The sequence below is a fragment of the Arthrobacter sp. Y3225209 genome, from assembly GCF_059090685.1.
On the sequence record NZ_JBNHFW010000025.1, the window covers coordinates 38951 to 49727 of the forward strand.

At 64.5% G+C, this 10777-nt stretch carries 11 protein-coding genes and 1 tRNA gene; 10 read left to right on the forward strand and 2 right to left on the reverse strand.

The genetic code is table 11. The features are described from left to right. On the reverse strand, nt 1-1482 hold the full coding sequence (locus AC5RVB_RS13250) for a PspC domain-containing protein (protein WP_494142899.1): 1482 nt from the start codon (nt 1480-1482) through the stop codon (nt 1-3). 134 nt (nt 1483-1616) lie between these two features. Here AC5RVB_RS13250 and AC5RVB_RS13255 point away from each other — a divergent pair, with 134 nt between their 5' ends. Further along, complete coding sequence (locus AC5RVB_RS13255; protein ID WP_227903906.1) at nt 1617-3053, forward strand: ATP-binding protein; 1437 nt, start codon at nt 1617-1619, stop codon at nt 3051-3053. Continuing rightward, nucleotides 3050-3712 carry a LuxR C-terminal-related transcriptional regulator gene (locus AC5RVB_RS13260; RefSeq protein WP_227903905.1) on the forward strand — a complete coding sequence of 221 codons (663 nt, stop codon included), beginning with the start codon at nt 3050-3052 and terminating at the stop codon, nt 3710-3712. The genes AC5RVB_RS13255 and AC5RVB_RS13260 overlap by 4 nt, the downstream gene beginning before the upstream one ends. A gap of 100 nt (nt 3713-3812) precedes the next feature. Here the strand turns inward: AC5RVB_RS13260 and AC5RVB_RS13265 are convergent, their stop codons facing one another. Next, on the reverse strand, nt 3813-5036 hold the full coding sequence (locus AC5RVB_RS13265) for a pyridoxal phosphate-dependent aminotransferase (protein WP_227903904.1): 1224 nt from the start codon (nt 5034-5036) through the stop codon (nt 3813-3815). 307 nt (nt 5037-5343) lie between these two features. Here AC5RVB_RS13265 and AC5RVB_RS13270 point away from each other — a divergent pair. From AC5RVB_RS13270 to rplL, 8 genes are all read left to right on the forward strand, one after another. Continuing rightward, nucleotides 5344-5416 (forward strand) — tRNA-Trp (locus AC5RVB_RS13270). An 83-nt stretch (nt 5417-5499) separates the two neighbouring features. After that, nucleotides 5500-5781: a preprotein translocase subunit SecE gene (secE, locus tag AC5RVB_RS13275; RefSeq protein WP_227903902.1), complete on the forward strand. Its 282-nt coding sequence runs from the start codon at nt 5500-5502 to the stop codon at nt 5779-5781. Nucleotides 5782-5875: 94 nt separating this feature from the next. Next, nucleotides 5876-6676: a transcription termination/antitermination protein NusG gene (gene nusG, locus AC5RVB_RS13280; RefSeq protein WP_227903900.1), complete on the forward strand. Its 801-nt coding sequence runs from the start codon at nt 5876-5878 to the stop codon at nt 6674-6676. A gap of 129 nt (nt 6677-6805) precedes the next feature. Beyond that, complete coding sequence (rplK, locus tag AC5RVB_RS13285) at nt 6806-7237, forward strand: 50S ribosomal protein L11 (RefSeq protein WP_146361026.1); 432 nt, start codon at nt 6806-6808, stop codon at nt 7235-7237. Between the two features lie 111 nt (nt 7238-7348). Beyond that, nucleotides 7349-8056 (forward strand): 50S ribosomal protein L1, encoded by a 708-nt coding sequence (gene rplA / locus AC5RVB_RS13290; protein ID WP_227903898.1) that lies wholly within the window; start codon nt 7349-7351, stop codon nt 8054-8056. Between the two features lie 179 nt (nt 8057-8235). Continuing rightward, the gene (locus tag AC5RVB_RS13295; protein ID WP_494142900.1) at nt 8236-9318 is read left to right on the forward strand and encodes a GNAT family N-acetyltransferase; all 1083 of its coding nucleotides are present in this window, start codon (nt 8236-8238) and stop codon (nt 9316-9318) included. A 295-nt stretch (nt 9319-9613) separates the two neighbouring features. Further along, nucleotides 9614-10183: a 50S ribosomal protein L10 gene (gene rplJ / locus AC5RVB_RS13300; RefSeq protein WP_494142901.1), complete on the forward strand. Its 570-nt coding sequence runs from the start codon at nt 9614-9616 to the stop codon at nt 10181-10183. Nucleotides 10184-10244: 61 nt separating this feature from the next. Next, entirely contained in the window at nt 10245-10622 is a 378-nt protein-coding gene (rplL, locus tag AC5RVB_RS13305) for a 50S ribosomal protein L7/L12 (RefSeq protein WP_227903893.1), read from the forward strand. The last annotated feature ends 155 nt before the right edge of the window (nt 10623-10777 follow it).

Sequence of the window (10777 nt, forward strand, 5' to 3'; positions counted from 1 at the left end):
CTACAGATCGCTTTCTTCAGTGGTGACAAGTACGTTGCCGGCAACGCTGCGGATATCGATGGTGATCCGTTCGCCGGCGGCATCGTTGTTGAGGGTGTGTTCGGTGGAGGCCTGCCACAGTCCGCTGTAGTCCCGGCTGTCCGTGCCGTCATGTGTTTTCACGTTTCCGGCGACCGTGGAAAACCGAACGGTGACCGGTGAATCCTCAGGCACCAGGACACTGATGTTCCCTGCCGCAAGGCTTACCGGAACCTCGTAGTCTCCCGACACCTGCGTGTCGCGCAGATCCACCGTGCCGTTGCCGGCAATGGCGGTATAGCCGCCGGATGCCTGGGCTGCATCCCGGGGCGACCAATCGCCGTTGCTCATAACGGCCAGGTTGGAGTGGGTCATGCCGGGCTGGGCCAGGAAGGCGATAACGAGGGCAGCCGCGGCGGCAGATCCAACCCCGCCCGAGTGCCGGCCCACCAAGCCAAGGATCACGACGCCGATACCGAGAACTGCCGCCGTGGCTGCCAACGCCACGGACAGCGGAGCCGCCAGATCCAGGACATTGACGTAGTCCAGCGCCAGCACGCTCCCGCCGGTCAGCAGTGCCGCACCGAACAGGGCGGCCAGATAGGCGCCGGGTGCACCGGGAACCTTGGCAGGACCGGAGCCGTCCTTTTGCTTGGACGGCACGGATGACCTGGATGTCGCCGACGCCGACGGCGCCGCGGAGGTCCCCGGCGTCGCGGCCGGGCCGGTTGCTGCAGCCGACGGCGGGACTGTTTCACCGGACGGCGTGGCCGCCCCGGCATTGGTCCCGGCGGGAGGCATGCCGGTCTTGGCCAGCGTCACGGGAGTACCGGCCGGGGATGCAGCGGGTGCATCGGCGGACCCGGTCCCTGACCCGGACCCGGTCCCGGACCCGGTCCCTGACCCGCCGCGGCCGGCAGCGCCGGACATAAAGTGCTGCAGCTGTGCTTTGCCCTTCGGGGTGGACGCCCAGTATAGGGCGCCAATTCCGGCGGCGATCCAGAACAGTGTCCACACTGTGGCTCCGAACCAGCTGTCCATGCCGAGGAAGGAAATGCTGGGACCGCCTGTGCCAAGAACGGCAAAAACCAGGGCCCCTGTCATGCCGGCGGACCAGTTGCCGCGGATTGCATCCTCGGCATGGATGCGGCCGTCCGGTTCGGGCAGCAGCGCCCAGCCCACCCCGTAGATGAGGAACCCGACACCGAAGATCCCCAGGACAATAAACAATCCGCGGATCAGCACCGGGTCCAGTCCGGTCCGGGCAGCAATTCCCGAGGCCACGCCGCCAAACCAGCGCTCGTGGCCGCGGATGATTCCAAGTGAACGGATCCAGTCGAAGAACCCGTTGTGTCCTCCGCGGGACACCGGAGTGCCGGAAGCGGTGCTCCCGGCCGCAGGATGTGCCTGCGGGGCAGGGTCCGGGCGCTCGGCCCCGGGATCGGATGATGGTGAAGGATTCATGTATCCAGTCTTCCGTCGTCGGAGCCCCGCCGCATCAGGGACTACCCTGAGATACCCCTGAAGAGTCCGGTCAGGAACCCGGATCTTGGCTCAGGAGCCGGTGAACACCGCTCCGATCGTGCTTGGATAGCATCATGAGAGAACCGTTGGTGCGTCCCCGGGACCGGATTGTGGCCGGTGTGTGCAGCGGGTTGGCTGCGCACCTGGGCTGGCCGGTCAAGCTGACGCGTGCAGCCATGGGCGCCATGATCCTTGCCGGCGGGACCGGGCTCCTGCTTTACGGCTGGCTCTGGATTATGGTTCCCACCCAGGAAGAGCAGGAAAAGAAGGAGCAGGTCCAGGCCGGTCCGCTCAGCATTGCGGATAACTATGAACGGCAGGCCCGTGAGGCTGCCGCGCCGGCCTCCAGCGCTTTCCACGGACTGGGCAAGGCGGGCCAGCGCGAGGTGGCCGCCGGAATTGTGCTCCTGCTGGTTGCCGCCGTGTTTATTGCCCAGCGCCTGGGCGCAGACCTGAACTGGGGCCTCTTTGTCCCGGTGGCAGCCATTGCCGGCGGGGCCGTGCTGGCCTGGACGCAACTGGATGAGAGCCGCCGGGCCGGCCTGGTTAACAGCGCCGGAGCGGACCGTGCTTCCGGGATCATCCGGCTGTCCGCGGGACTGCTGCTGGTGGTAGCCGGTGTGCTGGTGGTGGTTTCCGGTTCCGTGAGCTGGGACGTGCTGGTAGCCGGGCTGCTTGCCTCCGCGGCGGTCCTGGCCGGTGTAGCCCTGGTGTTCACACCGTGGGCCGTAAAGCACTGGCGGGACCTGGAAGCGGAGCGGGCCGGACGCATCCGGCAAACGGAGCGGGCCGAAATTGCTGCCCACCTGCATGACTCGGTCCTGCAGACCCTCGCCCTGATCCAGAAGCGTGCCGGCTCCGAACAGGACGTCATCCGCCTGGCACGTGCGCAGGAGAGGGAACTGCGCCAGTGGCTCTACACGGACCGGGCACGGGCGGAAGACCATCTGGTGGAGTGCCTGCGCCGGATTGCCGCGGAAATCGAGGACGCGTACGGCCATCCCATCGAACTGGTAGCGGTCTCCGATGCGGAACTCGACGAGCGAAGTGAGGCGCTGTCCTCTGCCGCGAGGGCGGCCATGCTGAACGCTGCCCAGCACGCCGGGGGGACCGTTTCGGTGTATGTTGAGTGCCGGCCGGACCAGCTCGAGGTCTTTATCCGTGACCGCGGTCCCGGTTTTGACCTGGCCGATGTCCCCGAAGACCGGATTGGTGTCCGCGGGTCCATCATCGGCAGGATGGAACGCGCCGGCGGCAGCGCCGGAATCCGCAGTACCGCAGATGGCACCGAGGTCCGGTTGGTGCTTCCGTTGCACGGCGGCGCCGAGAACCAGGCGCCGGCCGCATCCGGTCCTGCGGCCCGGAGCGCGGCGAGACCGGCTTCGGCGGGACAGGCAGCTAGGAAAACCGCCCCGGCAGCCAACGGTTCCTCCGCATCCCGCAACGCCCCGCCGGACGGGGCAGCCCCTTCGATCATCCGCGTATCCAGTGACGGAGCAAGCCACACATGACCGACCTTTCCCACCAGCCGATCAGCGTCGTCGTGGTGGACGACCATGCGATATTCCGTTCGGGGCTGCGGGCAGATCTTGATGCCCGGCTCCACGTGGTGGCTGAGGCGGACAGCGTGGAAACCGCCATCGAGGCGATTACCCGCGAGCAGCCCGCCGTCGTCCTGCTGGACGTTCACCTGCCGGGAGGCAACGGCGGAGGCGGCGCCGAGGTACTGGCCGGCTGCGCAGCACTGCTGGGGAAAACCAGGTTCCTCGCCCTGAGCGTGTCCGACGCAGCCGAAGATGTGGTGACGGTGATCCGGGCCGGCGCCCGGGGCTATGTCACGAAAACCATCTCCGGTGCCGAGATTTCCGACGCCGTGGTCCGGGTGGCCGGCGGTGATGCGGTCTTTTCGCCCCGGCTTGCGGGGTTTGTGCTCGATGCCTTCGGCACGGCCAGCGTGGCATCGGTGGACGACGAACTGGACCGGCTCTCCGCCCGTGAACTGGAGGTCATGCGGCTGATTGCCCGCGGCTACAGCTACAAGGAAGTGGCCAGGGAGCTCTTTATCTCGGTCAAGACGGTGGAAACCCACGTGTCCTCGGTGCTGCGCAAACTGCAGCTTTCCTCACGGCACGAACTCACGCGCTGGGCTGCGGACCGCCGCCTGCTCTAAGCGCCGGCCTGCTCTAAGTCTCGGGCGTCCGGACATGTGACCCCGGTTCTGCCCGCCGCCGGAGCAGACGGCGTGCAGAACCGGAGCAGGCGTGGCCTGCCTAGCGGACAGCCTGGCCGAGGAAGTCCTTCAGGCGCTGCATACCCGTGGCCAGATCCTCGTCGCCCAGGGCGTAGGACAGGCGCAGATAGCCTGACGGGCCGAAGGCTTCACCCGGGACCACTGCCACCTCAACGGTGTCCAGGATCAGGGCTGCCAGCTGGGCGGAGGTCTGCGGCCGGACCGGGCCTTCCTTGCCCGGGAACTCACGGCCGAGCAGGCCGCGGACGTCCGCGTAGGCGTAAAACGCGCCTTCCGGCATGGGGCACTCGACGCCGTCAATGGAGTTCAGCGCCTCAACCATCGCCCGGCGGCGGCGGTCGAAGGCCTGCTTCATTTCATCCACGGCGGTCAGCGGACCGGAGACGGCGGCCAGGGCGGCCATCTGGGACACGTTGGAGACGTTCGAGGAGAGGTGGGACTGGAGATTGGTCGCAGCCTTGATCACGTCCGGAGCCGCGATCATCCAGCCCACCCGCCAGCCGGTCATGGCATAGGTCTTGGCGACGCCGTTGAGCACCACTACCTTGTCGCCCAGCTCAGGGGCGGCCGTGGCGATGGAGGTGAAGGGCACGCCGTCGTACGTGAGGTGTTCGTAGATTTCGTCGGTGATGACCCACAGGCCGTTGGCGGCAGCCCAGCGGCCGATCTCAGCCACCTGCTCCGGCTGGTATACGGCGCCCGTGGGGTTGGAGGGGGAGACAAACAGCAGGACCTTGGTGGAGTCGGTCCGGGACGCTTCGAGCTGCTCCGCGGTGACCAGGTAGCCCTGCTCGGGACCGGCGAAGACCTCCACCGGCACACCCCCGGCCAGCCGGATGGCTTCCGGGTACGTGGTCCAGTAGGGCGTGGGGACAAGGACTTCGTCGCCGGGGTTCAGCAGCGTGGCAAAAGCCTCGTACACCGCCTGCTTGCCGCCATTGGTCACCAGGACCTGGGCCGGATCCACGGCGTAGCCGGAGTCCCGCAGGGTTTTCTCCGCTATGGCCTTCTTCAGCTCCGGCAGCCCGCCGGCAGGGGAGTAGCGGTGGAAGCGCGGCTGGCGGGCAGCCTCCACGGCGGCGTCGACAATGTAGTCCGGGGTGGGGAAATCGGGTTCTCCGGCTCCGAAACCGATCACCGGGCGGCCGGCAGCCTTGAGCGCTTTGGCCTTGGCATCAACGGCGAGAGTCGCGGACTCTGCGATGGATGCGATGCGCTGTGAAATACGGCCGGTGGAAGACATGGGATTCCCGTCTGATGTGTGGCGGCAGCTAACGTTGCCCCGTGCCCGCATGCTCGCGGCCGACGGCGGCGTTCCCCAGTTTATGCGGTTCCCTGCCGCCGGCGCAGTCGTGTGTCATTTGTCCCGGAATCCCGTCCCGGCAATCCCCATTGCGGCGCGGGAACCGGCCCCGGTTCGACGGAAGCGGAAAGTTTGCGTAGACTGGTTCTTCGTGTTGAAGTCACCACGCTGACTTGTGCCCTTTGACCGGAATAATTCTCCGGTTAGGTGCGGATACAATAGTCGCGGTAGGGTGTATTTCCTCCATAGGGTAGTGGCGCAATTGGTAGCGCAGCGGTCTCCAAAACCGCAGGTTGCAGGTTCGAGTCCTGTCTGCCCTGCGCAGAACTGTCATCCGGCAGCTCAGCAGTCTTTTCATGGAAGCAGCAGTCCCAGCGTGTGCTGCGACTGTGAACCGACACAGATGAGTGAGGCGAAGGTGACCGAGACAGCTGCCAGCAGCTCCAAGGGACACCCCTCCAGCGGGCCCAAGAAGCGCGGCTTCTTCGCGGCGATCGCGCTCTTCCTGCGCCAGGTGATTGCCGAACTGAAAAAGGTGGTTACCCCCACCCGCAAGGAACTGCTCAGGTACACGCTCGTGGTCCTCGCCTTTGTGGTCGTGATGATGCTGATCGTGATTACCCTCGATTTCGTCTTCGGCGCCGGCGCACTGTGGATCTTCGGTGAGGGCGGCGGCGAAAGCTAGCCCAGGGCCGCTGTTCCGCCCCGGGTCCCGGGACCGGAGACCATGAGCTAGTGCCACAACCGATAGTGCTCTGAAGAAGAAAGCAGGAATCTACGTGTCCGAGCAAGAACTCGAATCACAGGTCAATGACAATGCCGCTGATCTGGATACCGAGGATGAAATGACCGCAGCCGACGTCGACGAGGCGCCCGCTGCTGTTGATGCATCGGCAGACGAAGCAGACGCCGCCGTTGAGGCTGCCGACGCTGATTCCGACGTTTCCGGTACTCCCGAGGCCGAAGAAGAACCCGAGGAAGACCCGGTTGTTGCCTTCAAGGCCAAGCTGCGCCGCCAGGAGGGTGACTGGTACGTCATCCACTCCTACGCCGGCTACGAAAACCGGGTGAAGTCCAACCTTGAGACCCGTATCCAGACGCTGGATATGGAAGAGGACATCTTCGAGATCCAGGTCCCGATGGAAGAAGTCGTCGAGATCAAGAACACCACCCGGAAGATCGTCAACCGGGTACGCATCCCCGGTTACGTCCTGGTCCGGATGAACCTGACCGACGAATCGTGGGGCGTCGTTCGCCACACCCCCGGTGTCACCGGCTTCGTGGGCAACGCCCACAACCCGACGCCGCTGAGCCTGAACGAAGTGTTCTCGATGCTCGAGCACACCGTCGTCTCCCCGAAGGCCGAGGCCGGTAAGCCTGCAGCGCAGCAGTCCTCGAACATCGCGGTGGATTTCGAAATCGGCGAGCCCGTCACGGTCAACGAAGGCCCCTTCGAGACCCTGCAGGCCACGATCTCCGAGATCAAGCCCGAGTCCCAGCAGCTGGTGGTCCTCGTGACCATCTTCGAGCGCGAGACTCCGGTGACCCTCGGCTTCGGCCAGGTCACCAAGCTCCAGTAGCTTTTAGACTTCGCTGTCCGCAGGTCCGCTTTAACCTGCAGGCAGCGTCCGGCCACCAAGCCATGGCGGCCACCAACCCGGATGGACGCTCCTGTTCTTCGGGAACATAATTTAGAGAAGGACCCTTTCATGGCCCCCAAGAAAAAGGTCACCGGCCTCATCAAGCTGCAGATCAACGCAGGTGCCGCCAACCCGGCTCCTCCGATCGGTCCGGCACTTGGCCAGCACGGTGTCAACATCATGGAATTCTGCAAGGCGTACAACGCTGCAACGGAATCCCAGCGCGGCAACGTTATCCCGGTTGAAATCACCGTTTACGAAGACCGTTCCTTCACCTTCATCACGAAGACTCCTCCGGCCGCACAGCTGATCAAGAAGGCTGCCGGTGTTGCCAAGGGTTCCGCAACCCCGCACACCGCCAAGGTTGCCAACCTGACCCAGGCACAGGTCGAAGAGATCGCCACCATGAAGATGGAAGACCTCAACGCCAACGATGTCCAGGCAGCTGCCAAGATCATCGCCGGCACCGCCCGTTCGATGGGTATCACCGTAGAGGGCTAAAGCCCCCTGCACTTCAATTTCACATAAATGCCGGAACCCCTGAGGGGGAACGGCGCGTGGCAGGGCCGGGCGCGGTCCGACAGACCACAACTGCACAAGGAGAAAAAGCAGATGGCAAAGCGCAGCAAAGCATATGAAGCAGCTGCAGCCAAGATCGATGCGGACAAGCTGTACGCACCGGTCGAGGCTGTAGAGCTGGCGAAGGAAACCAATCCTTCCAAGTTCGACGCAACCGTTGAGGTGGCTTTCCGCCTGGGCGTTGACCCCCGCAAGGCTGACCAGATGGTCCGCGGCACGGTCAACCTGCCCAACGGCACCGGCAAGACGGCCCGCGTCCTCGTTTTCGCAACCGGCGAGAAGGCAGAAGCAGCAATCGCTGCCGGCGCCGACTTCGTTGGTTCCGACGACATGATCGAAAAGGTTGCAGCAGGCTGGACCGACTTCGACGCCGCAGTGGCTACCCCGGACATGATGGGCAAGGTCGGCCGCCTGGGCCGCGTGCTTGGCCCGCGTAACCTGATGCCGAACCCGAAGACCGGTACGGTTACCCCGAACGTCGCCAAGGCTGTTTCGGACATCAAGGGCGGCAAGATCGACTTCCGCGTCGACAAGCACTCCAACCTGCACTTCATCATTGGCAAGGTGTCCTTCGACGCCCAGAAGCTGGCTGAGAACTACGCAGCCGCCCTGGAAGAGGTTCTTCGCCTGAAGCCGTCGGCAGCCAAGGGCCGCTACATCTCCAAGGCCACCGTGTCCACCACCTTCGGACCGAGCATCAGCGTTGACCCCAACGTCACCAAGGTTCTCGCAGACGCATAGTCTCTGAGCACTTCCGGGGATTCCCTGGGCAGGAAGCGGCCGCAGCTTACGCTGTGGCCGCTTTTTTGCATTCCCGGTGGGACGGATGCCGGGCGCCGCCGTCCCGCCGTAGCCGGCTGGGCAGGGCTCGGACGCTGCACCGTTTGGCGTCCGGGGCGGTGTCCGGCAGGATGTGATCCATGACGCATGTTTCCATCACGCCCGTCCGGGTTCCGGCTGCACTTGCCGGACCCGATGCCGCGGACTTCCTGGCCGTAGCGGAACTGCTCAATGCCCAGCAGCAGGAGTTTTGGGGAAATGATGACTTCCATGCCCCCGCCCAGGCGCAGTTGGCCGGCAGGGGCAGCACGGCGACCCGGCGGCGTGAGCTGCTGGCAGCCCGGATGGGCGCGGGCCCGGACGCGGCTATTGTGGGCCTTGCCCAGTTGAACCTTCCACTGACAGATAATCTTCATACGGGAACCGTCAATGTTGTGGTGGCCCCCGGAGCCCGCCGGCAGGGCGTGGGAACCGAGTTGTTCCGTGCAGCGGCGAATCTGGCTGCCGATGCCGGCCGGAGCAAGCTGATGGCCGAAACCGACCATCTGGGCAGCGGACCCGCCGGTTCTGAAAACACGGCGTCCTTCATCCCGCATGACGCCGCAGCGGCCTTCGCTGAGGGGCTCGGCTTCCGGCTCGAACTGGTGGACCGCGTCAGCGTCCTGGACCTGACAGGGAACGACGACGGCGGGACGGCGCTGCTGGAAGAGGCGGCGGCGTCGGGGCCCGGCTACGAACTGGTGTTCTGGCGCGGCGCCTGCCCGGATGACCTGGTGGATGCCTATGCGCTTCTACGGCAGAAGATGAGCACGGACGCTCCGCTGGGCGGCTTGGAGCTTGCGGAGGAGGCCTGGGATGCGGCGCGTGTCCGGGAGGCGGAGGCTAAGGCCCGGGGGATGGATGCGGAGGTGCTGGTCACGGCAGTACGGCACCGGGCCACCGGCGAACTTGTTGGCCATACGGTCCTTGAGGTCTTCCGCAACAACCCGGCCGTGGTTTTCCAGGATGACACCCTGGTACTGGATGCCCACCGGGGCAACCGGCTGGGCATGCTGCTCAAGGCAGCCAATCTGGCGAAGCTGCGGAGCATCATTCCCGAAGCCCGCCGGGTCTACACCTGGAACGCCGAGGAAAACCGCTACATGCTCGCCATCAATGAGCAGCTGGGCTTTGCCGCTGTGGGGTACTCGGGGGAGTGGCAGGCGGATCTTTCCGCCGGATAGGCGGCGGCCTGTGCGGGCGATTTGGCCTTCACCTGTTTCTCCCGTACTCTGGAACTACCAAAGACCGTCGGTCGATGTGCATTCAATCCCACCGTAAGGCTGAACCTTCAGCCCTCCACGCGTGGAACCCGGTTGGAGAAACATCCGAAAGTCCCTTGCCTAAAGGGCGGCCTGCGCAGGTGAACGAACTGCACTCCGGACTAGCGTCCGTTGAGTGAAGCCCCGTGCATCTGCCCGGGGCGTTTTTTATGTTCGGGACCCGATCCACCGGCACTATTTCCCCGGAAGGAGGGTTATGGCAACGCCAACAAAGGTGTCAGCAGTCGAGGAAATCACCACTGATTTCAAGGAGTCGACCGCTGCTGTCCTAACCGAATACCGCGGGCTCACCGTTGCACAGCTCAAGGAGCTGCGTCGTTCGCTCGGCCAGGACACCAAGTACTCGGTCGTCAAGAACACCCTGACTGGCATTGCAGCCAAGGAAGCCGGCATCGACGCGTTCGATGGCCAGCTTTCCGGACCTACTGCAATTGCCTTCATCAAGGGTGACGCAGTTGCAGCTGCAAAGAGCCTGACGGATTTTGCCAAGACCAACCCGCAGCTCGTCATCAAGACCGGTGTTTTCGAGGGCAACGCCCTGGATGCATCCGGTGTTGCAGCCCTGGCTGCTCTTGAATCCCGTGAGTTCCAGCTTGCACGCGTCGCCGGTGTCCTCAAGGCACCGATGTCCATGCTGGCCCGCACGGCAGATGCACTGCGCATGAAGCTCGAAGAGGAAAGCGGCGCTCCCGCTGCCCCCGCTGCGGAAGAGGCTCCGGCCGCCGCAGAAGAAGCTCCGGCCGCAGAAGCAGCCACCGAAGAGTAGAACCTCTTCTCATCCAATCTCCGGTGCCTGCGTGCACCAACTATAGGAAGGACGCCACACCATGGCGAAGCTCACCAACGAAGAGCTCATTGAAGCTTTCAAGGAACTGTCCATCATCGAGCTCTCCGACTTCGTGAAGCTCTTCGAAGAGACCTTCGACGTCACCGCTGCTGCTGTTGCAGTTGCAGGCCCCGCCGCCGGCGGCGCTGCTGACGCTGCTGAAGAGAAGACCGAATTCGACGTCATCCTCGAAGCTGCCGGCGACAAGAAGATCGCAGTGATCAAGGAAGTCCGTGCCCTGACTTCCCTGGGTCTGAAGGAAGCCAAGGACCTGGTTGACAGCGCTCCGAAGGCCGTCCTCGAAGGCGCCAACAAGGAAGCCGCTGACAAGGCCAAGGAAGCTCTCGAAGCTGCCGGCGCCACCGTCACCGTCAAGTAGTTTTCCTTTTGCAGCTCCGGCTGTAGAACACAAAAAGACCCCGTCCTTTGGGCGGGGTCTTTTTGTGTTCCCGGTCAGGCGCGCAGTTTGTGTTCCCGGTCAGGCGCGCAGTGCAGTTGCGGTGACGGCCGCCGTCGTCGGGAACGACGGCGGCC